This window comes from Bacillota bacterium, from assembly GCA_009711825.1.
Classification (GTDB): domain Bacteria; phylum Bacillota; class Proteinivoracia; order UBA4975; family VEMY01; genus VEMY01.
The window spans coordinates 183,223-204,477 of record VEMY01000001.1; the positions used below are offsets into that span (position 1 = coordinate 183,223).

Consider the following 21,255-nt stretch of genomic DNA (forward strand, 5'->3'; position numbering starts at 1 on the left):
TTTAGCTGCTGTGAACTAACTGGAACATAAAACAAAACAAGGAGCTGACCAAGTGTTGAAAACCAGTGAACTGTTGGCATTAAGCGATCAGTACAGCGCACCCAACTACCTGCCCCTGCCGATAGTAATCGCCAAGGCAGAGGGGGTTTGGGTGGAAGACCCCGAAGGCAACCGTTACATGGATATGCTGAGTTCGTATTCCGCTCTTAACCAGGGCCACCGTCACCCCAAAATTATTAACGCCGTAAAAGATCAATTGGACAAAGTAACTCTTACCTCCAGGGCTTTTCACAATGATAAACTGGGTCCTTTCTGTAAACGGGTTTCTGAACTGACAGGAATGGAAAAGGTGCTGGTCATGAATACCGGCGCGGAAGCAGTGGAAACTGCAATTAAAGGCGCTCGCCGCTGGGCGTACCAAGTGAAAAATGTGCCGGAAAACCAGGCTGAAATTATTGTCTGTGAGGGTAACTTCCATGGCCGCACTACTACTGTTATATCCTTCTCATCCACACCCTCTTATTCTGAAGGCTTTGGTCCCCTGACCCCCGGCTTTAAAATAATCCCCTATGGTGATATTGATGCCTTGAAGGCCGCAATCACTCCTAACACCGCTGCTCTGCTGATTGAGCCCATTCAGGGCGAGGCAGGCGTAGTAGTGCCGCCGGAAGGCTACCTCCGTCAGGCGGCCGATGTCTGTAAAGAAAATAATGTCTTGTTCATGGCCGACGAAATTCAGACCGGCTTTGGGCGCACAGGCAAAACTTTCGCCTGTGAGTGGGAAAACGTCCAGCCCGATATGTACATCATGGGCAAGGCAATGGGTGGTGGCGTGATTCCTGTATCCGCCGTTGCTGGCAACAGCGAGATAATGGATCTCTTTAACCCGGGCTCCCATGGCTCCACCTTTGGCGGTAACCCTCTGGGCTGCGCCTGCGCCATGGCTGCCATCGATGTAATAAAAGAAGAAAAGCTTGTCGAGCGTTCCCAGGAGCTTGGCCAGTATCTGCAGCAGGAACTGGCCAAAATCGACAATCCTAAGATTGTCGAAATCCGTGGCAAGGGTCTGTTTATCGGGGTAGAGTTGAACACCAGCGCACGCCCTTACTGCGAGCAGTTAAAAGATGAGGGTGTACTGTGCAAGGAGACCCACGATAATGTTATCCGCTTTGCACCGCCGCTGGTTATCTCTAAGGAGGAACTGGACTGGGCACTCGAGCGGGTGCGCAAAGTATTAAGCTAATCTACAGGGCCCTTTCGGGCCCTGTTTTTATAGCACAGATTCAGTGTATACTATATCTGGGAGTGATTATAATGAAAGTTTACGTAACGAGAAAACTTGCGGGCGGGCTTACAGAATTAAGCAAGCGCTATCAAGTTGATGTCAATCCCCATGACCGTCCCTGCACCAGGGACGAATTATTAGCGGTGGTCAAAGAGTATGATGCCGTAATCTGTCTGCTGAATGATCGCATCGACCGCGAACTCTTAGAAGTTGCCCGCGGGGTAAAGATATTTGCCAATTATGCAGTTGGCTATGATAATATTGATGTGCAGGCTGCCCGTGAATTTGGTATTGCGGTAAGTAATACACCGGGAGTGTTGACCGAAGCTACTGCTGATTTGGCCTGGGCGCTCCTTCTAGCTGCTGCGCGGCATGTAGTTCCCGCCCACAGTTTCACATCCAAAGGCAAGTTTACCGGATGGCATCCCACAATGTATATGGGACGGGATTTTTCCGGCGCCACTTTGGGGATTGTCGGCGCCGGCCGTATCGGCCAGGCCACGGCCAGGCGGGGTGTCGGATTTGGTATGAATGTTGTCTACTACAATCGTTCGCCCAAGCCGGACTTTGAGAAGCAAACCAGTGCCCGGCGACTCGACTTGGAACAGTTGCTCAAGGAGAGCGATTTTGTTTCTCTGCATCTGCCCCTGACCAGTGACACCAGGCATTTGCTGGACGAGCGGCGATTGGGACTCTTAAAGCCAACAGCTATACTGGTAAACACTGCCCGGGGTCCGGTTGTGGATGAAGCGGCGCTAGCGAAAATTCTTAAAAACAAGGAAATTTTTGCAGCGGGACTGGATGTATTCGAACGGGAGCCGGAAATCCATCCTGATTTGATTGGTTTGGAAAATGTAGTTATGCTCCCGCATCTTGGAAGCGCCTCGTGGAATACCAGAATTAAGATGGCAGAAATGGCTGCCGCCAATGTCCAGTCGGTTCTTTCTGGAAAGCCGCCTGTCAATCCGGTAGAATAGGACAAATGTGCAGCTGCCCGCGGCCATTTTCGGTGACAGGACTCCGGTGTTGATGCATATCCTGAAGTGCACGCATCATTAACCGGGGGGGATTGCTCTGTGAAAAGAAATGTTGTCAGAACAAAGCCTGTCAAAGCGTCTCGGGCCATGGCCAAGGCACGGCAAGCCAAGAAACGCAAGTAAAGTATTTTATTGAAAGCCCGTGGGGGCTTTCAATTCATTTATAAGCTAAACCAGGTATTCTAACTTTGCCTCCGGCAGCAAACGGGCCACTTCTGTGGCAAAAAAATCCCGGGCAACGCTGTATACATCTTTAGGGTAAACATACTTTCCGTAACCAAACTGACCGTATTTAAACGTACGGTCCTCTTTTTCCATCGGCAAGGTGGAGTCGGGGAAAATGTCCATGATGTTGTTTTTTGCCCGTTGGGTAAACCGATGTAGTATGATCTCTATGGTCAAATCGTGTTGGTCCCTGAGGCGCATGGCCAGCTCTTGGAGCAATTGCAGATACTCGCCCTGCCAGCCCGGGGTCAGCACCACCGGTGCGATGATGACGCCCAGGGGGTAGCCGGCTTCAGCAACCTGGGCTAGGGCATTTAGTCTGCTGCCGAGATCAGGTGTGCCGTGTTCCCAGGCCTGAATAACCTTGTGGCTGTTAAGACTGAACCGGAATCTGGTGCGGTTGTTATGTTTAAGGCTGAGCAGGCTTTCCACCTGAGTAAATTTAGTCACAAACCGGAAGCGGGCGTCTGTTCGGTCGGCAAAGAACTGGATTGCCCTGGCCAGTAAGCCAGTGAAGGGTTCCAGAGGAATTGGGTCGGAAGTAGCGGCGCCTTCAAACACAGTTACTTCCGGCTGACGCTCAACTATGTACTGTTCCGCCCGGGACAGTATTTCGTCGATATTTGCATAGGCCCGCAAATACGGCTTTTTCCCCAGGCTGGTGTGCAGATAACAGTATTCACACTTCCCCGGGCAACTGCTGACCAGGGGCAATTGGTAATGGGCCGAGGGCTTACAGGTCTCAAAGGTTTTAGTGTTGCGCATCCGAACGGCCAGGACATTTTTCGCTTCCGACCAGGCCTTAGCTGCAGGGCTGTCGGGAATGCCGCTAATTCGATTGCCCTTGCCCATGATTTCCACCGGGATTTTTAAGGCGGTAAACTTGTCATACATCCGACGCCCGTACTCATAATCCAATGCTTTTTCTTCAAACAATACCCGTTTTGGCTGCCACACTTATATCACCTCAATTATAACGCTAGACATAGTTTATCCTGCCTGCAGGAATCTATTGACAAAAGGACTATGTGTTGATAACATATAGTATAGATATCTGTAAATAACAGATAGTGGGGGGTGGAGATATGTGTGGTTCCAAAAAAGGTTGTTGCCAAGATAATTCCGAGAAAAAGACTGTGTGCCAATGTGGGGGCTCTTGCCAAGAAGAAAAGCCCGGCACTGACAAAGAATAAATTTGCTCCCGTATTGCGGGAGTTTTTTGTTGCACAAATTTTTTAGCAAAAATAAAGGAATAAGCCTGTACAGTGGCAAATACATAAAAGTGGAACCCGTAAAGAGAGGGAGTGGGAAAAATGCGGGACGGTAAGACTGTATGGCTGATTGATGCCGCGTACCTGTTCAATGCCCAGGAATCTGTCAGTCCCGATTATAATTTTGATTACCGGAAGCTGCGCGATAGATTGGAGCAGGACGGTTCTATTGATCGTGCCTATTACCTGAATAGCACTCCCAACCCGCCAACCGATGCCCAGAGCAGTTTTCATTCCTGGCTGCAAACTTCTCGCCCCGACGGCCCTCAGTTCCGGGTTCACCTTTATCAGCTAAAGGGCAGGGATTATGACTGTCCCCACTGTCACCGTAAGTTCAGCCTTCAGGTGCAAAAGGGTGTGGATGTGGGGCTGGCAACACTGATTGTGCGGTTGGCAAAGTATAATTATGATAACCTCATCCTCTCTTCGGGAGACGGTGACCTGAAGGATGCCATCGTCCATGCCAAGGAGCATTGCAACAAACGGTTTGAACTCTGCGTGTTTCGCTGGGGAGTGTCCCCCGAGCTGCAGTCCTATGCTGACAAAGTTCACTGGATTGATGATTTTGCCACAGAAGTGAAAAAATAAACAATAATCTCCCCTTACAACCTGAAGCGGGGGTGCTTTGAATGGCCTTAAATTGGATGAAAGTGGATAAAGTTTCTTTTAACAGTCTCCTGTTGCTTGAGCGTGTGCAGCTCACCTGGTTGCCTGGTTGGGTGGACGAAGAAAATCTTGCCACTGCCTTGCGCGCCAACCCAGCGGTGGAATGGTTTATGCGGCATAAGTGCCCTGAAATTTCGAGTTGGCTGGATAAAGTGCTTTCCCTGCCAACGGAGGCCCCAGTTCGGGAGGCTGAGTTGGCAGTGCTCAGCCAGCTGGAAGATTTGTTGGTTTACGCGCTGGATCCGGATATCTACGACGCCCAGCCATTCCTGAATTGGGACAACCGAGAGTTGACCGAGCTAGTTGATTTCGCTGGCAAGACCGTTATCGATGTTGGCGCCGGCACCGGACGCCTCACTTTGGTTGCCTTGGAGCATGGCGCTACTGTATATGCCGTGGAGCCAGTGGCCAATCTACGCGCGTTTTTGTTGCAAAAGACTAGGCGCCAGACCTTGGACAAACGGTTATTCGTTGTTGATGGTCTGATTACGCGGATCCCCTTCGCAGATAAGTTTGCGGACGTTGTTATGGGTGGGCATGTGTTTGGCGATGCCCCTGATGAGGAGTACGCTGAGTTGCTGCGGGTTGTACGTCCAGGCGGCATGATTGTGCTTTGTCCCGGAAATAACGACAAAGACAACGCTGCCCATAAGTTTCTGGTGGAGACTGGGTTTCAGTGGTCCCGGTTTGAGCAGCCCAGGGACGGAATAAAGCGCAAATACTGGAAAATTGTATAAAGAAAAGAGTCAGCTTCGGCTGACTCTTTATTCATCTGTTGCTGCTGTCCAGTTTTCAAACCGGATTAATGCAGCTTCGACAGCTGTGCTATTGACAGCGAACCTCTCGGCCACTTCATCACTTATGGAAGCGGTATTTGTCTGATTGCCCATGGTCGCTGTATACTCCTGATGCAAATCATGCCATGTTTTTACAATTGCAGCCTCAGTTTGCGAAAGTTGTTGCGCCCAATCGATATTGCCAGAGTTCCAGCTAAATTCACCGGGTTCGGTTTCCCAGTGAGCGGCCCGGTTCCAGTAGCCGCTAGGACCATATTCTGCAAAACCGAACGGCGCCTCCAGTTCGTAAAACTCAGGGTAATCGTAGAAATAAAATCGCGCTGCATGTTGCGCTGCTTCAGCCTGTTGGGTGAGCCCTGACGCCACTGCCAGTAATCGGTCCTGATCAGCGGGCTCATTGACGACTATGTGATAGGTGAACAATCTAAGTTCGCCGGTTGAGTGGTCGTCTATTTGAATAACATGATGGTCAATGGCCTGGCCTGTCTGGTTGCGCCAATTGATGATTCCAGTTGTGAAGGCGATCAATGACATTGACAATAACATCACCGTCAGCAGGCGGGCGCTTGTGCGTCGGGTAAAAATCAAAACGAGAATGCTGCCAACAAAACCGGCAGCTCCCAACCAGTTGGCTGTCCGGGCTGCGGTCAGACTGGTATCAAAACCAATAAGCAGCAGGGCGAAGCAGATAGCGATAATATAGAGTTTAAGACGTGATATGCGCATGGTTTTCCTCATCACTCCCCCCAGGAAAGCCAGCCCCAGCAAAGTAATCATCGGCGGCACCTCCTGCATTTGCCGTTATTATGCACAGGAGTTTGCCAAATATTAAACCGCCAGGCAAGCCTGGCGGCAAAAGTATTATTCTAGCGATTTGGTACCGGGGCGCCAGTTCCGTGCCCGGGTATAATAGAGTGTCATAGCTAAAGCTACAAGGAGCAGACCCACCGCAGCCCAGACCAGCAAGTGATACAGGGTCAGCTGGTCAGGGGAAATGAAGCTGAGCACTACGCTGGTGCTGTTCCAGAATAAATGCACGAGGATAGGCGCCCAGAGCGAACGAAACTGGAGGTAAATCACGCCCAGGTATATACCCAGAGGAAAGGCATAAATGAATTGGAACCAGTTTAGATGAATTGCGCCGAAAACCAGACCCTGAAGAATGAGGGCGGGCCACAGGGGTATAGCCCACTTTAATGCCTTAAAGATCAGGCCCCGGAAAAGCAATTCCTCAAATATCGGCACCACAATGCCCACAGTCAGTAATGTCAATATAAAACTGTCACTGGTAAGCAGCGCGTCCAAATCAGTCAGGTCAGTGGGCAGGATTTGTTCAATTTCCACCAGTGGTAAAATTCCGTTGAGCAAAAGGGCAATCCCCGCTCCCATTAATGCGGAAACGGCAACCCTGATTGCGGGCATTTTCTTCAGGCGGGTATATTTGTTGAGATTGACCCCCCTGATAATGAAAATTAGGTAATAGAGTATAATCGCTAAGACACTGGCAGCCAGCATCATTGGCATGAAGTTCTCGAAGAGGAACTCCATGGGGTGCATGGTTGTGCGTTCTCCGAACAACGAAAACATGTAAACCAAGATTAACCCGAGCCCGACGATTATGTTTGCCATCAGATAAATAAACAAATACATTGCAATCCAGCCAGCAGCAATAAAGATTTTTTTCATAACAGACCTCTCTTTGAAGTTCTGTTTATATTATAGGGGAAGTTCATTGATTTTAGAAGAGCGGGCGGCTGGTTAGCGCCAAGCACAGGTAGCAGGAATTTCCTCCGTAATGGAGAAAATTGTATATTGAGGTGATATATATGAAGAAAGAGTTAACTCCAGAGCAAGTCGAGCTTCTTACCAGTTGCTCTGTCAATGCGGTGTTGGCCACCGCTGATCGGGCTGGCAATCCCAATACAGCTCCGGTGCACCTTATGTGGGCGAAGGACATCAACACCATAATAGTGGCGCTGGCGACCAGGCATCAGAGCTCTGACAATCTCAAAACCCAAGGACGTTTTTCCCTTTCAGTTATGGAGGCTGATGATCAGGCATTTTCTGTTCAGGGTTACGGAAAACTGGTGCGCCAGCCCATGGATGCCAATCCCCACATGTCGATGTTTGAGTTGACAGTCCAGGTAGTAAAGCCAGATACCACCCCTACTGTCGCTGTGGTTAGCGGAGTGAGAACAAAAAAGCGCAGCGAAAAGACAGATACATTTTTCACCGCCTGTTTTCAGGAACTGAAAGCTTTTTAGTAAGTGCCTGAAACCCCTAACTGTTTACTCGGAATGGCAAAGGAGTTGAGTGCAGTGAGAACAGGTAAACTGCTGCTGGTGGTGTTGATAAGCGCAATGATTTTAGCCTTTGGATGCAATAATACCCACGAGCAAGGAAATGGCACCCCAGATAATGACGATGGCGACGATGACACAGATTTGCCATCCAAAGAACCCCCCGGGGATTTACCTTCAGTTGAGACTGGGGCTGTTGAACTGGCTTTTCTGCGCAATTATGATATCTGGCTGCTTGCCGACAACCGGGAGCAACAGCTGACAGACGAAGGGGACATATCGTTTATGCAATGGTCGCCCGACGGGCAGAAAATCCTATATTTCCGCGGCCATGGCACAACCGGCGATTTATGGGTAATGGACGCTGACGGCTCGAACCAGCAGCAGTTGGCCCAGGGCGTGTTTATGCAGTATCAGGTGACGCTTGCTCCGGGGTTGTGCTGGCATCCCTCGGGCGAGCGTGTCGCATTTTTGCAAGGTGATAGCCTTGTGATACAGGACTTAAACGGAGACCAAAAGACCCAGGTCGCTCTTAATTATGATTATTATGGCGGCCCTTGGTGGCATCCGGGCGGTGAAACGCTAATCGTATGGGGCGCCAACAGCGATTATACCGCCAATGCTTATTTCTATGGAGCTGATGGCACCCCCGGGGCTGTCCGGGAGCTGGTCTCAAGCCCCTTTTGGTCTGACGACGGATTATTCTTCGTTCAAGAGGTATTGGACCCGGTCTCCGGTTACCTGCAGGCACAGGGAGTGTACTCTGTCGATCCGCGGGGCGAAAATCAGCGGGCCGTATATGAGGGTAACCTCGCTTGGTCACCGCTTGTGGCTGTAGACCCCACGGGTCGGCGTCTGGCTGTTTCCGATGCAAGAAATGTTCATGTGCTGACGACCGACGGATTTACTGTCGAATTTAGTGTCGAGTCGGAAATTGTCAATACCCGCTCGGAATTTGCTCACCCTTTTTGGTTTGCCTTCGCTCCCCATGGGGATCGGCTGGCGGTGATGAATTATTATCTTGAAGTCGAGGGTGAACAGGGTGACGATGGCTACTGGCTGCTCCGGGTCTATGACATTGCTGACAACTATCGCGGCCTCGATGTTTGGCCCCGGGTTTATGAACTATATGGCGGTGCCGATCAACAACCGCCTGTGCCAATGCAGGGAATTCAGCCGTTTTTTTGGAGCGGCTGTGGTGAAAACTTATTGGTGCTTAGAAATGGTGAAAGCGAGTACGATTTATGGCTTGTAACAGACGTATTGACAGCTGCAGATTACGGGGAAGGTCCAGTGCTTGCTAATATTTCACAGTTCTTTATTCGGCCTTAGCTGATTTATCCAGCATTGGGTGGTTATACTAGCCCCGAAAGGGGTGACGGGGTGGAAGTACATTCAGAACTGGTTAACCTTGGCCCACAAGCAGTTAATGATTACGATTTATATGTAATTGCGGAGCTCAAGCTAAGATACGGCCGGAACAGCGGCAATATTACTATTTTGCCTCGGGCGCTGCTGGTCTGTGCTGGAGCTGATGTATTAGTGTTTGTTATAGATTCCATAACAAACCGTCAAACACAGGAAGGGGAAAAGGCTGTATAATAGCAGTGGGAAGTAAAAAAAATCACATACTATCGGATGACGAATACGGGAGAGACCCTCTGGGCGCCGAAGGAGCAAACCGGCAGCTGCCCGGCTGTCGGCACTAACTCTCAGGCAAAAGGACCGTATTCCGACGAAACTCTGGAAAGTCCCAACGGGACACCGACGGAGCAAATCCCTATGTTTAGGGGTTAATCTCTCAGGTCCATAGACAGAGGCAGCGGCAATTATGTCGCTGTTTTTTATATTGGGGGGGTAGTATGTTTATTGTTATAACAAATAATCCCTTGGTCGCCCAATGGTATAAAGATAGTGAAAGTGATAACTTTAGCATCCAATGGCAGCGTGACAGTTTGCTGTCGGTTTTGACTACAGCCAGAGATTTGATTCATCAAGGCTGGAAGCTGGTGAATCACCCGCTTGCTTCCAGTATTAAGCCCAATCAAACCCCGTTCAAAACGTTGCTTTTGGGTAAAACTAAACATACGCTTGATTATCAATCATTGCAGGCAATCGAAGACGCTTTTGGAGCTGTTGCCAAATCAGGGCCCTTTCCCGGGGCTAATGAAGATGTTTTGGCTGATCTACAGCTGCTAGATTTAGAGATATGCAAGAGTATTGAATTACCAAGCTGGGAGGAGTGAAGCATTATGGCCAATTACGATTTGATTATTATTGGTGGTGGTCCCGGAGGTTTGGCTGCCGGCATTTATGCCTCCAGGTCAAAGCTGAACACGCTAGTTATTGAAAAGGGAACACCAGGCGGGCAGGCAGCAACCACAGAAGAGATGGAGAACTATCCAGGGTTTTTTGATGGCACTTCCGGGCCCCAACTCACAGAAAAGATGCACCAGCATGCTAGCCACTTTGGTTGCCAGTTTGTCAAAGATGAAGTTACTGCGGTGGATTTTAGCGGTTATGAAAAGGTTATTACAACCAAAAAGGGGAGCTACACCGCCAAAGCAGTTATTCTTGCAACCGGCGCCGTGCCCCGGGAGCTGGGCCTTCCCGGCGAGCGCGAACTCCGTGGCAAAGGAGTCTCCTACTGTGCAACCTGCGACGCTGATTTTTATGAAGATCTTGACGTTGTTGTCGTCGGCAATGGTGACGCCGCGATTGAGGAGGCGATTTACCTCACCAAATTCGCCGAGAAGGTAAGCATAATTGTCGTTCATGATGAAGGTGTGCTGGACGCCACCAAGGTAATCCAGGAGCGGGCATTCAAGAATCCAAAAATTCACTTTGTCTGGAATTCGGTGCTGGAATCAATCAACGGAGACGGTATTGTCGAGTCTGTCAAGGTGAAGAATCTAAAAAATGGCGAGACATGGGACCTTGAAACAAACGGTGTGTTTATCTTCGTTGGCACTGTGCCAAAGACCGAGTTCTTGCAAGGCGTTGTTGACTTGGATGAGCGCGGGTATATCCCCGCCAATGAGCAGATGGAAACTTCCGTGGATGGAATTTATGCAGTCGGCGATGTGCGTCAGAAATATTTGCGTCAGGTCGTTACTGCAGCCGCCGACGGGGCTATTGCCGCTGTCGCTGCCGAAAAATATCTCCATGAGGAAGAGAATTTCCGCTCTGAAGTGCTGGAGCAGTCACGGCCAGTGGCGGTTATGTTCTGGAGTCCCTTCCATCAAGAGAGCATGGAGTTGGTGCCCAAGGTTGAGGCCGCGGTTACCCAAGCAGGAAACATTGGCCTTGTAAAGATAGATACTTATCGCAATCAACGGATTGCCCGTCGTTACGGGATAGAAGAAATACCGACGGTGGTTCTGTTTAAAGCCGGCGAACCGGCAGGCCGAGTCAACGGCGCCGACCTCACGGAACTGGCTGCATTGTTAACCCAATAGATTGGAGGTGAAAAAATGCTGGAGCTAAATAAAGAGAACTTTGAACAGGAAGTCTTGCAGGCCCAGGGTTTGGTGTTGGTGGACTTCTGGAGCCCCAAATGCGAACCGTGTATGGAACTGATGCCAGCCATAACAGAACTCTCGGAGCAATACAGCGCTGTTAAGTTTGGCAAAGTGAATATCATGGAGAATCGTCGTTTGGCAATTGGTCAGAAAGTGTTGGGCTTGCCCACCATCCTCATTTATAAAGACGGAGAAAAAGCGGCAGAGCTGAGCAAAGACTTTTCCGTCGAGGATGTGGAAGCAGAGTTAAAACGCTTACTGGGATAGAGACTGGGAGGTGAAAGTAATGAAACTGAAATTAGGGCGAATTAAGATCCGGGACATTCAGTTTGGGGCAAAATCCGGTATTGATGCAGGTGTGCTTACGATTAATCAGGAGGAAATGATTGGTCAGCTGGCTGATGAACGTTTGGAAAACATTCAGATTGAACTGGCTCACCCCGGTGAATCGATTCGGATTATGCCGGTCAAAGATGTTATTGAGCCGCGCCTGAAGGTTGAGGGAAGCGGTGGCGTTTTCCCCGGCTTTATGCACAAAGTGGATATGGTTGGCCAAGGCACAACAGTGGTCCTAGATGGCGCTGCTGTGGTTACCACCGGCAAGATTGTCGGTTTTCAGGAAGGGATAATCGATATGACCGGCCCCGGCGCCGCATATACGCCATTTTCAAAAACACATAACGTGGTAGTCAAGGCCGATGCGGTAGCTAACCTCAGCCAACACGAACATGAGGCAGCTATGCGCGCTTTGGGGCTGAAGGCCGCTACTTATCTGGCAGAGCTGGCCTGGGATATTGAGCCCGATAGCACTGAAGAATACGAGCATCTGAACTTCCGGGATAATCTGGAGAAGTTCAAGGGTTTGCCCCGGGTAGCGTATGTATATATGCTGCAAACCCAGGGTCTGCTCCACGACACTTATGTCTATGGCGTCGATGCCAAGCGGATTCTGCCAACCCTGATGTCTCCCACTGAAATAATGGATGGGGCAATTGTCAGCGGTAACTGCGTCAGCGCCTGTGACAAAAACACCACGTACCATCATCTCAACAACCCGGTGGTTCATGACTTGTTGGAACGCCATGGCAAGGACATAAATTTTGTCGGCATCATCATTACCAATGAAAACGTAACTTTGGCCGATAAAGAACGTTCCTCTAACTTCACCGCCAAGTTGGCGAGTATGTTGGGACTTGACGGCGCAATTATTTCTGAGGAAGGGTTCGGCAATCCCGATACAGATTTGATTATGAACTGCACCAAGCTGGAAAAGCAGGGGATTAAGACTGTCCTCATTACCGATGAGTATGCCGGTCGGGATGGAGCATCCCAATCCCTCGCCGATGCCGACCCGCTTGCCAATGCCGTTGTTACCGGCGGCAACGCCAATATGGTGGTAACACTGCCGAAGCTGGATAAGGTTATCGGCGACGACAGTCCGGCCGATGTCATCGCTGGCGGCTTTGACGGCAGTCTGGCGGATGACGGCACAATAACCGTGGAAATCCAGGCAATTATTGGCGCAACCAGCGAACTGGGCTTCAATAAATTATCGGCCCGCGAAATCTAGCGCAGAAATAAAACAAGGAGGTAAGGACATGAAGGATAAAAAATTTGTTATCCTCGGCGACCGTGACGGCATTCCCGGCCCGGCCATCGAGGAATGCATCAAGTCCTTCGGCGGTGAAGTAGTTTTCTCCACCACCGAGTGCTTTGTCTGAACTGCTGCAGGAGCAATGGACCTGGAGAACCAGGGTCGCATCAAAGAACTGGCGGAAAAATACGGTGCCGAAAACCTAGTTGTAATACTGGGTGGCGCGGAAGCTGAAGCTTCCGGTATGGCAGCCGAAACCGTTACCAGTGGCGACCCAACCTTCGCCGGTCCGTTGGCTGGAGTCCAGTTGGGACTCCCTGTTTATCATATTTTCGAGGAAGCTGTAAAAAGCCTGGTTGCTGAAGAAGTTTATGAAGATCAAATCAGCATGATGGAAATGGTGTTGGAAGTAGATGAGATTATCAAGGAAGTAGAGACATATCGCAACCAAAAATAGCCAGGGGGGAAGAAAATGAGCAAATTGCGTATCGTCCATTACCTCAACCAGTTCTTTGGTCAGGTTGGGGGCGAGGACAAAGCCGACACTCCTCCTTTTGTCAAGGAAGGGCCGGTCGGCCCCGGCACTGCCCTGCAGGCCGCCCTGGCCGATCAGGCAGAAATAGTAGCCACGGTGATTTGTGGCGACAGTTGGTTTAATGAGAATATTGAGGATGCCCAAAAGCAAGTCCTGTCAATGATTTGCGAGCAGAAGCCAGATCTGGTAATTGCCGGCCCCGCGTTTAACGCCGGGCGCTATGGTGTCGCTTGCGGCGCGGTCGCCCAGGTGGTTAATCAGGAGTTGGGAATTCCGGTGGTCTCAGGCATGTATCCCGAGAACCCGGGCGTGGAGATGTACCGTAAGTACGCCTGGATTGTTGAGACCGGTGACTCGGCTGCGGCCATGCGGAAGGCAGTTCCAGCAATTATCAATCTGGTTGGAAAGTTGATTGCCGGGGAGCAGCCCGAGAGCGGTTATATCAAGCGGGGTATCCGCCAGAACTACTTTGCCCAGGAGCGGGGTTCGAGGCGGGCAGTGGATATGCTGGTTGCAAAACTGAAGGGTGAGGGCTTTGAAACCGAATACCCAATGCCCAGTTTTGACCGGGTGGAACCCCAGCCCGCATTAAAAGACCTGGCTAAAGCCAAGATTGCGCTTGTAACTTCTGGTGGCATTGTTCCCAAGGGCAATCCGGATCACATTGAATCTTCCAGTGCTTCAAAATACGGCAAGTATGATATCGACGGCGTCAACGATTTGACCGCAGAAACATTTGCCACTGCCCACGGCGGCTATGACCCCGTATATGCAAACCAGGACGCTGATCGGGTCCTGCCGGTGGACGTCTTGCGGGAACTAGAAGCAGAAGGCAGAATTGGTTCTTTGCATCGGTACTTCTACTCCACCGTTGGCAACGGAACTGCAGTGGCCAGCGCCAAGAAGTTTGCGATTGAAATTGCAGCCGATCTGAAGCAGGATGGTGTTGATGCCGTGATACTAACCTCCACCTGAGGCACCTGTACTCGTTGCGGTGCAACGATGGTGAAGGAAATTGAACGCGCCGGCCTGCCGGTGGTGCATATGTGTACGGTTGTTCCGATTTCAATGACTGTGGGCGCCAACCGAATCCTGCCAACAGTGGCGATTCCCCATCCCCTAGGCGACCCGAATATGCCTGCCACCGACGAAAAGGATCTGCGTCGCAAGCTTGTCGAAAAGGCGCTTGCGGCTCTGACAACTGAAGTAGAAGGTCAAACGATATTTGAAGACTAATCCAGCTGCGGGGCGGCTCGGCCGCCCCCGGCATCCCGGGAGGTTTTGAAATGAATTATCCGGTTATTAAAGGCGCCAGTTATGCTCTTATCCATGCCGTTAATCTCTTAATCAACCAAGGCACAACCCAGACCCTGGAACGGGAAAAGGATCCCGACTCCGAATATCTAAAAAACCTGCCCCGGCATTTGCGCAGTTTTGAGCAAGTGGTGAACTATGCGCCAAGCCAGGCCTACATCGGCAACATGCGCCCGGACAATTTGCGAGATGTCGCCAAGCCCTGGTATGAGCATCCCGTCAATGGCAGCGCCCAGGGTCGGTACGGCGAGATAATGGCAGAAGATATTTTTTACGGCCTGCTCAAGTTGGCTGATGCTTTTGACCTGGTGATGCTGGAAACCGGCTTTACCGCCCGGGTCAAGAAGCAGATTGCGGCCCATCCTCTTTTTGGCGAGGATTCCCTGGCCGCCCTTAAGGAAGGCGAAAATGCCGACGATATCCGCAAACGGGTTGAGGAATATGGCGCTGAGGGGCTTTATTACGACGGTGAGCTGGTGGGTTGTGTAAAGCGTGCCCACGACCGGGACCCCAATCTCAATGCCCATATCATGTTGGAAAATCTGGTGGTTAAGGCATCGGGTATTCTTGCACTCAAGCATTTGCTGGATAAGACCGGTGTCGCTGCCAATGAGATTGATTATATCATTGAAGCCTCAGAGGAAGCATGCGGTGATATGAACCAGCGGGGCGGCGGGAACTTTGCCAAGGCCATCGGTGAAATTGCCGGTTGTTCCAATGCCACCGGCTGCGATGTCCGCGGTTTTTGCGCCGCGCCGGCTCATGCCCTGTTGACCGCTGCCGCACTGGTTCAGGCTGGAGTTTTTAAAAATGTGGCCGTGGTTGCCGGTGGCGCTACCGCTAAGCTGGGGATGAATGGAAAAGACCATGTGGCCAAAGACATGCCGGTGTTGGAGGATGTGTTGGGCGCCTTTGGCGTCCTGATCAGCGCCAATGACGGCGAGAGTCCGGTGTTCCGCACCGATGTTGTCGGCCGTCATAATATCGGCCGCGGTTCTTCGCCCCAGGCAGTAATTCAGGCCATAGTAACAGATCCATTGGACAAAGTGGATTTACGGATAACCGATGTTGACAAATATTCGGTGGAGATGCAAAACCCGGAAGTTACCGTTCCTGCCGGCGCCGGCGATGTGCCTGCCGCCAACTACAAAATGATTGGCGCCCTTGGCGTCAAGCGCGGGGATTTAGAGCGCAGCGCCCTGCCCGCCTTTGTTGAGCAGCACGGTATGCCCGGATTTGCCCCTACCCAGGGCCACATTCCCTCAGGGGTTCCCTTCGTTGGCCACGCCCGGGATATGATCCTGGCTGGCGACATACAGCGGGCGATGATTGTCGGCAAAGGCAGTCTGTTTTTGGCCCGGATGACCAATCAGTTTGACGGTGTGTCCTTTGTAATGGAAGCCAATTCCGGCAAATCCGCTGAGACCACCGACATTGGCGCCGTCAAGCAGGTAGTGGCCCAGGCCATGCGGGATGTTGCTGAACGACTGATTAACCCAAACTGAACCGGAGGTGATTGCCATGACTAACGAGACCCGGATGGAAGCCGGTAAGCTTTTCAATCAACTGGCCGACGCATTGGAGACGGGTAAATTTGGCGGCAGCGCCCGGGTAGTGCTGACCACAGTGGGCAGCGAATTGGGACCGGAGGAGTTGGTCCGGGGTGCCGAGCTGGCCGCTCAGCAATCCGACCTTCAGGTTGTATTGGTGGGACCCAAAGTTGATACCGAACTGGAACTGATCGAAACCGAGTGTGAGGCCGAGGCCCACAAGATAATGGAGTCGCTTTTGGCCAGCGGTGAAGCCCAGGCCGCTGTCACTTTGCATTATAATTTCCCCCTGGGCGTGGCCACTGTTGGCCGGGTATTGACCCCTGCCCGGGGCAAGTCGATGCTTCTTGCCACCACCACCGGCACCGCCGCTGCCGACCGGGTTCAGGCCATGGTTCTGAATGCCATTGGCGGCATTGCCGTGGCCAAATCCCTGGGCATTGCACGGCCCACCTTAGGGATTCTCAATGTGGACGGCGCTCGGCAGGTTGAGCGAACTCTTCGCAGCTTGCAAGAGGCGGGCTATGAGTTTAACTTCAGCGAGTCGGTGCGCAGCGATGGCGGCGCGGTGCTCCGGGGCAACGACCTCCTTACCGCCAGCGCCGATGTGGTTGTCTGCGATACCCTCACCGGCAACTTGCTGATGAAGATGTTCTCTGCCTTTACCAGCGGCGGCGCCTACGAAACCCAGGGCTGGGGTTATGGTCCCGGGGTCGGCAAGGGCTTTGGCAAGGTGATTAACATCATCTCCCGGGCCTCGGGCGCACCGGTTGTGGCCGGCGCCATTGCCTACGCAGCCCAATGCGCCCAGGGCAAGCTGGCGGAGCGGACGGCCGCCGAGTTCGACGCTGCCGGCAAAGCCGGCCTGGAGCAGCTATTGGCGGCATCGGCAAAGCCTGCAGCTGCGACAGAAGAGGTTACGCCTCCGGCGAAAAAGCCGGTAACAGCTGATATTACCGGTATCGATATCTTAGAGCTGGAGGATGCCGTTAAGGCCCTCTGGCGGGATAAAATCTATGCCGAGACCGGCATGGGCTGCGCCGGCCCGGTAATCATGATTGCCCCCGAAGATGACTCCCAGGCAAGAGCAATCCTGCAAAACCAGGGCTATCTGTAAGTTAATCAATAAGTCCGGTCCCCGTTTGGACGGTGGCCGGACTTTCTAGTCCCTCCCTCTTTTTTTGCGTAAAACCTGTCGTTTTTTGGTGGTCAGTGATTTCGACATAATTTCCCGGGAAATGACATCCCGACAACCAGTCGCGAATAATGTTGATAAACAGACCGAGCGCAGAAATCAAGTGTCGAATTTTGTAGTCTGGCCTAGCGATATTCCAGCCAGTGGATATTCCCCTTACTTACGAATCCTAGTTTGAGGGCCAGGGCAAGGGATTTTTTGTTCTCCGATTCGATATGAACAAAGGATGGAATTCCCTGACGTCTTTGCCTGGCAATTAGGTCTAGGGTAATTGCCAGCGCATATCCTCGGTTGCGGTACTCAGGCAGGACTGTCATGAAGCCCAGAGTGCCATCATCATGGGTCGCTGCCCAAGCAACCAGTTTATTTCTGTCAAAAACCCCACCTGAGATGCCTTTTTCCAGACGTTCCCTGGTGTATTCGGGAGTGGAGACATCTGCGTAGGGCCAGTGGGCAAAGATATATTCGGCGTGCTCGGGCCCCAATGTTTGAACATGGTGCTCTGGAGCAGGAAGCGGAACATTAAGAGGCATGACTAGCTTCTGTGAACTCATTTTCCACTTGATTGTTTTGTTTTTCCCTAGAATTGGCAGCATCCAGTCCTCAACCATGGCGAAATGTTTATCCCCCGAGTTTAGGTGTTTACATAGCTCCGGAAAATCAGCACGGTCTGGGCAATAGAAACACACCCATTTGCGATCGCTTTCGCCCCTGACTAGCAATGCGGTGCCTGCTTCCGCCACGGAGTGGACGGGATGGTCGCTGACGAAGTTGATTAGAGCACAATTAGCTTCGGAATCGGATTTGAGTTTTGTTAACAATGCCTCGATATCAGTCATATTTGTCACCTCGCAAAAATACTCTTTACCAGCTAAGCATAATCTGTTATTATCTAATTGACAATATTATATCGGTCATGGGGAGCCCCTGCCAGGGGCTGAGAAAGGGCTTATAGTACCTGACCCACAACCTGATCAGGGTAATGCCTGCGTAGGGAGAATTCACAAGCAAAACGCATCTCCCGGTGCGTTTTATGTTTTTGAAGCTGCAGGCACGCCTTAGGCGTGCTTTTTGGTTCCCGGGCCGATGAAAAAGGGAGGCAGTTTTGATGAACAGAGATACTCGATTTACAATCCGCATTATTGTTGAAGCGGGAATGATGTTGGCTTTGACAGTGTTATTGGGTCAGATTAAACTTTGGACTGCAGCGTACGGCGGTTCTGTCACAGCCGGCAGCATGATACCTTTGCTACTTCTGGCCATGCTCCGCGGCCCGAAGGTTGGCATAATTGTCGGCGCCGTCTATGGCGTGTTGAACTATTTGCTGGGCGGCTGGTTCGTTCATCCCATGCAGTGGTTGTTGGATTATCCGCTCGCCTTTGCCGGGCTTGGGGTGGCGGGTTTCTTTTGGTTACCGGCATTACGCAAACGCGGTCCCCGTTTTGTTTTGCCGGTGCTGGCGGCAGTCGTGGGGATTGGTTTACGTCTCTTGAGTCATTTCTTGGCCGGGATTTGGTTCTGGGGACATTTAGCCCCAGAAGGGATGCCAGTTTGGGTCTACTCACTAGTATATAATGCTCAATATCTTGTTCCGGAAGTTATCGTCAGCGCGGTGCTAATAATTTATCTGGCGCCAACGTTGACAAAGTTTTTGGAGACCCGTGTCTAGGACAAAAAGCCTGCTCTGCAGGCTTTTTTTGTGACATTAATCTGACAATAGCAATTGTGGGCAAGGACACTGTCGAAGAATGTCGAAACAGGAAGGTAAAGAATTAATCTCCACGAAAGGATATAGCGGTTCCGTGCAGAAGTAAATTAGTAGTAAATTGGAAAATATCTAATCGGGGGGGGATTGGGTGAAATGCGCTTAAAGTTATGTTTTAATTGTGAAACGGGTGTAACACTGCCGTTTAATTACAACGACGCATTGGTCGCTGCAGTGAATTCCGCTTTGCAAAAGTCAGGGCTGTCCCGTGCTCGAAATCAGAGTCAACATATGTATACTTTTTCGCAATTATATTTTTCTGCTTATAATATCTGCGAGAGCGGGATTACCAACAGCGGTGATTGTGTCGAGTGGTTTCTGTCTTCTCCCCGGATATATTTTCTTGAGCATTTGCTAAAGGGGTTTCAGCAGTTGGGAGCGGTATCGGTAGGCCCGGTAGACCTGTATCTGCATGATGTCGAGGTCTTGGCAGATCCGGAATTTACTGAGCAGATGGAGTTTTCCTGCATGTCGCCGATTACGGTGGTAACCCGCCCCGGCTTACAGCAAGTTAAAGCCCGTTACGGCAGGATTAATGATACGGGATTCACAGATGCGCTGCGCCGGGATTTGGTCCAGAAGTATTATCTGATCTACGACTCTCTGCCCACAGGCGATGATTTGCGCATAACTTTCAACAAACGATACATCGCTAACAAAAAGCGGGTCAGCCGGCTAATCGATTTCCAGGGACAGAGAATTTTTGGGTATATGGTGCCGTTTGTAGTTGAAGGTAACCCTGAATTAATCAAGGTGGGATACCAGGTAGGTTTTGGCAGCAATAACCATTATGGTTTTGGCATGGTCAAAGTCTGGCATCGGATTAATGGACAATAAATTAAGGGGCAGCATTAACGCCGCCCCTTTTAAATGTGCGACGGGCATTTGCGCCGCTGTAGACACACTACAGCAAGCTGGTTATGAACGACTCGGTCAAGGCATATGTAACAACTGGTCGGGAGTCGGAAAAATCATTAGAATCTCGAAGGTGCAACTCCTTCCCCGGGAGCGCTGGCGTAACCTGGGAAGCCCAGTCTAGGGCAGTCTAAAGCGACCAGAGCGAAAGTGCTTTGGTCGCTTAAATAATACTCGATTATTTAATTGCCAGCTTGCAACTACTAAGTTCAAGCCGAAACACATTGGTAAGCCATATGCCTTATACTAGCGCGCCGCGGTGGTTTGATGAGGGGATAGCCGTGAGAATTGTTACCCTACTCTATTAGAAAATACCAAGCCATTTGCCAATATTGGCTTCGCTGGAAGTAACCCCCCGTAACAGAGGCTTGTTGCATGTAAACAGGGTTGTAACGCCGGGGCCGTGACCTGTAAGTACGCAGTCTGAATGAGTAACAACGCCAATTGAGACGGCGCCCTTCAAATAACCGCGGCCAAATCTGTTATCACAGTCCTGGAGTTCAACCAAATCACCCAGACGCAGATGTTCTAGGTTGTAGCGGGCAAAGGCCTCAGGGTCAGCGGTCATTATGTCGTAGTCGCCCCGGTGGGTGGTCAGGTCGCCAATCCCGGAACCCATCAGATGCGCGGGCACCGATGTAGTAACAGGCACCTCCAAAACCCCGTCAACTATCCGCAGCTCCATTCTTTCCAAGAGCTCCGGGTCAAGGTTATGAACAGCCACCTGGGGGGCGTCGACAATTTTCAGGCCTGTGCCCCAACTTCTGACGGAAATTCGATCGCCAATAGCTAACTTGAGCAAGGTCTCTTTGTCAAACCAGGCAAGTACATGCTCAATACCCCCATGCTTGCCGGTAACCCAACCAGTGGCACCCTTGGCTTCGCCACTTACCACCTGTGCAAGATTGCCAATACAGGCCAGGGTGTTGAAGGCGCTGTTTTCCGGCTCTTCTTTAATCCGCAGGCTGACTCCCGGCTCAACATGATCGGCCACCCAGCCGCAGGCGGGGTCGCCGACTGCAACGTTCAATGTGATGCCGCCTGTGCCGGGCAACGTAATTACTGTGCCATCAGTTTTGATCTTATAGGGCGATTTACTGATGGGATGGGCAATTGGCCCTTCCAGGCCTATTTGTACCAGTCTGTCTTTGTTGGTTTTCAACATGCCTCACTCCTCCGTTTTCTGTTCTGGTCAATCATTTCGCCATCGGGTAGTGGATACCTGCCAGGAGATTGGTCAGTTTTTTGCCAGGCCTTGTTGAATCTCTAAACAGGAAAATATATT

At 51.1% G+C, this 21,255-nt stretch carries 22 protein-coding genes and 2 riboswitches; of the genes, 17 read left to right on the plus strand and 5 right to left on the minus strand.

The features are described 5' to 3' along the window. The first annotated feature begins 52 nt into the window (after nucleotides 1-52). Together FH749_01035 and FH749_01040 are read left to right on the plus strand one after the other, a co-directional pair. Nucleotides 53-1,243, plus strand: coding sequence for an ornithine--oxo-acid transaminase (locus FH749_01035; GenBank protein MTI94062.1), 1,191 nt, complete (start codon nucleotides 53-55; stop codon nucleotides 1,241-1,243). 68 nt (nucleotides 1,244-1,311) lie between these two features. Further along, the gene (locus tag FH749_01040; protein ID MTI94063.1) at nucleotides 1,312-2,262 is read left to right on the plus strand and encodes a D-glycerate dehydrogenase; all 951 of its coding nucleotides are present in this window, start codon (nucleotides 1,312-1,314) and stop codon (nucleotides 2,260-2,262) included. Nucleotides 2,263-2,490: 228 nt separating this feature from the next. On the opposite strand, the gene splB is transcribed toward FH749_01040, so the two are convergent. Beyond that, nucleotides 2,491-3,504, minus strand: a complete 1,014-nt coding sequence (gene splB, locus FH749_01045; protein ID MTI94064.1) for a spore photoproduct lyase — start codon at nucleotides 3,502-3,504, stop codon at nucleotides 2,491-2,493. Nucleotides 3,505-3,860: 356 nt separating this feature from the next. On the opposite strand from splB, the gene FH749_01050 reads away from it, so the two are divergent. Both FH749_01050 and FH749_01055 read left to right on the plus strand, forming a co-directional pair. Next, complete coding sequence (locus tag FH749_01050) at nucleotides 3,861-4,406, plus strand: NYN domain-containing protein (GenBank protein MTI94065.1); 546 nt, start codon at nucleotides 3,861-3,863, stop codon at nucleotides 4,404-4,406. A 41-nt stretch (nucleotides 4,407-4,447) separates the two neighbouring features. Beyond that, on the plus strand, nucleotides 4,448-5,221 hold the full coding sequence (locus FH749_01055) for a class I SAM-dependent methyltransferase (protein ID MTI94066.1): 774 nt from the start codon (nucleotides 4,448-4,450) through the stop codon (nucleotides 5,219-5,221). 27 nt (nucleotides 5,222-5,248) lie between these two features. Here FH749_01055 and FH749_01060 read toward each other — a convergent pair whose 3' ends face one another. Together FH749_01060 and FH749_01065 are read right to left on the minus strand one after the other, a co-directional pair. Continuing rightward, nucleotides 5,249-6,058, minus strand: a complete 810-nt coding sequence (locus FH749_01060; protein MTI94067.1) for a hypothetical protein — start codon at nucleotides 6,056-6,058, stop codon at nucleotides 5,249-5,251. 84 nt (nucleotides 6,059-6,142) lie between these two features. Beyond that, the gene (locus FH749_01065) at nucleotides 6,143-6,967 is read right to left on the minus strand and encodes a CPBP family intramembrane metalloprotease (protein ID MTI94068.1); all 825 of its coding nucleotides are present in this window, start codon (nucleotides 6,965-6,967) and stop codon (nucleotides 6,143-6,145) included. Nucleotides 6,968-7,107: 140 nt separating this feature from the next. On the opposite strand from FH749_01065, the gene FH749_01070 reads away from it, so the two are divergent. From FH749_01070 to FH749_01120, 11 genes are all read left to right on the plus strand, one after another. Then, entirely contained in the window at nucleotides 7,108-7,545 is a 438-nt protein-coding gene (locus tag FH749_01070) for a pyridoxamine 5'-phosphate oxidase family protein (GenBank protein ID MTI94069.1), read from the plus strand. Between the two features lie 54 nt (nucleotides 7,546-7,599). Next, entirely contained in the window at nucleotides 7,600-8,913 is a 1,314-nt protein-coding gene (locus tag FH749_01075) for a hypothetical protein (protein ID MTI94070.1), read from the plus strand. Nucleotides 8,914-8,964: 51 nt separating this feature from the next. Next, complete coding sequence (locus FH749_01080) at nucleotides 8,965-9,183, plus strand: hypothetical protein (protein MTI94071.1); 219 nt, start codon at nucleotides 8,965-8,967, stop codon at nucleotides 9,181-9,183. A 36-nt stretch (nucleotides 9,184-9,219) separates the two neighbouring features. Next, a riboswitch (glycine riboswitch) is annotated at nucleotides 9,220-9,319 on the plus strand. A gap of 124 nt (nucleotides 9,320-9,443) precedes the next feature. Next, nucleotides 9,444-9,827: a GrdX protein gene (locus FH749_01085; GenBank protein ID MTI94072.1), complete on the plus strand. Its 384-nt coding sequence runs from the start codon at nucleotides 9,444-9,446 to the stop codon at nucleotides 9,825-9,827. Nucleotides 9,828-9,830: 3 nt separating this feature from the next. Then, nucleotides 9,831-11,039, plus strand: coding sequence for a thioredoxin-disulfide reductase (gene trxB, locus FH749_01090; protein ID MTI94073.1), 1,209 nt, complete (start codon nucleotides 9,831-9,833; stop codon nucleotides 11,037-11,039). Nucleotides 11,040-11,054: 15 nt separating this feature from the next. Continuing rightward, complete coding sequence (locus tag FH749_01095; protein ID MTI94074.1) at nucleotides 11,055-11,369, plus strand: thioredoxin; 315 nt, start codon at nucleotides 11,055-11,057, stop codon at nucleotides 11,367-11,369. Nucleotides 11,370-11,388: 19 nt separating this feature from the next. After that, nucleotides 11,389-12,672 carry a beta-aspartyl-peptidase gene (locus FH749_01100; protein MTI94075.1) on the plus strand — a complete coding sequence of 428 codons (1,284 nt, stop codon included), beginning with the start codon at nucleotides 11,389-11,391 and terminating at the stop codon, nucleotides 12,670-12,672. Nucleotides 12,673-12,700: 28 nt separating this feature from the next. After that, nucleotides 12,701-13,153, plus strand: a complete 453-nt coding sequence (locus tag FH749_01105; GenBank protein ID MTI94076.1) for a glycine/sarcosine/betaine reductase complex selenoprotein A — start codon at nucleotides 12,701-12,703, stop codon at nucleotides 13,151-13,153. A 15-nt stretch (nucleotides 13,154-13,168) separates the two neighbouring features. Continuing rightward, nucleotides 13,169-14,467, plus strand: a complete 1,299-nt coding sequence (grdB, locus tag FH749_01110) for a glycine reductase complex selenoprotein B (GenBank protein ID MTI94077.1) — start codon at nucleotides 13,169-13,171, stop codon at nucleotides 14,465-14,467. A gap of 50 nt (nucleotides 14,468-14,517) precedes the next feature. Further along, on the plus strand, nucleotides 14,518-16,050 hold the full coding sequence (locus tag FH749_01115) for a glycine reductase (protein MTI94078.1): 1,533 nt from the start codon (nucleotides 14,518-14,520) through the stop codon (nucleotides 16,048-16,050). 16 nt (nucleotides 16,051-16,066) lie between these two features. Further along, nucleotides 16,067-17,212, plus strand: a complete 1,146-nt coding sequence (locus tag FH749_01120; GenBank protein ID MTI94079.1) for a glycine reductase — start codon at nucleotides 16,067-16,069, stop codon at nucleotides 17,210-17,212. A 203-nt stretch (nucleotides 17,213-17,415) separates the two neighbouring features. Here FH749_01120 and FH749_01125 read toward each other — a convergent pair whose 3' ends face one another. Further along, entirely contained in the window at nucleotides 17,416-18,129 is a 714-nt protein-coding gene (locus tag FH749_01125; GenBank protein MTI94080.1) for a GNAT family N-acetyltransferase, read from the minus strand. A gap of 68 nt (nucleotides 18,130-18,197) precedes the next feature. Next, nucleotides 18,198-18,304, plus strand: a riboswitch (TPP riboswitch). A gap of 94 nt (nucleotides 18,305-18,398) precedes the next feature. Here FH749_01125 and thiT point away from each other — a divergent pair. Both thiT and cas6 read left to right on the plus strand, forming a co-directional pair. After that, complete coding sequence (thiT, locus tag FH749_01130; protein MTI94081.1) at nucleotides 18,399-18,959, plus strand: energy-coupled thiamine transporter ThiT; 561 nt, start codon at nucleotides 18,399-18,401, stop codon at nucleotides 18,957-18,959. A 192-nt stretch (nucleotides 18,960-19,151) separates the two neighbouring features. After that, entirely contained in the window at nucleotides 19,152-19,892 is a 741-nt protein-coding gene (gene cas6, locus FH749_01135) for a CRISPR-associated endoribonuclease Cas6 (protein MTI94082.1), read from the plus strand. Between the two features lie 382 nt (nucleotides 19,893-20,274). Here the strand turns inward: cas6 and FH749_01140 are convergent, their stop codons facing one another. Continuing rightward, the gene (locus tag FH749_01140) at nucleotides 20,275-21,135 is read right to left on the minus strand and encodes a DUF4438 domain-containing protein (GenBank protein MTI94083.1); all 861 of its coding nucleotides are present in this window, start codon (nucleotides 21,133-21,135) and stop codon (nucleotides 20,275-20,277) included. Between the last annotated feature and the right edge of the window lie 120 nt (nucleotides 21,136-21,255).